Genomic DNA, 208 nt, shown 5'->3' with positions numbered 1-208 from the left:
TCGCGGCGCTCGATGTGTGGCCTAGTAATCTAAGCGAATATCGAGCAACAATGAGAAAAGTGCGCTCAAAAGAACCGTTCGGCAGCGCTTGATTGGCTTTTCTACTGTGTTATCGGCTAGCTCACATAGAATAACTATGCCACGCAGCCTCTGCCTTGTATAAAACCCAATCAAACTGCTGCAAAAACGAACTTGAAAGGTCAACAGA

The 208-nt window shown here is 46.2% G+C and carries 1 protein-coding gene; it reads right to left on the bottom strand.

Translation table 11 applies throughout. The features are described from left to right. Positions 1-21 precede the first annotated feature (21 nt). Positions 22-208: hypothetical protein (locus AN214_RS23170; protein ID WP_235576807.1), on the bottom strand; the 187-nt coding region annotated here is incomplete at its 5' end.

This window comes from Pseudoalteromonas sp. P1-9 (assembly GCF_001399975.1).
Taxonomy (GTDB): domain Bacteria; phylum Pseudomonadota; class Gammaproteobacteria; order Enterobacterales; family Alteromonadaceae; genus Pseudoalteromonas.
Note: the sequence above shows the minus strand (reverse complement) of the source record. Positions and strands in the feature narration are given on the sequence as shown.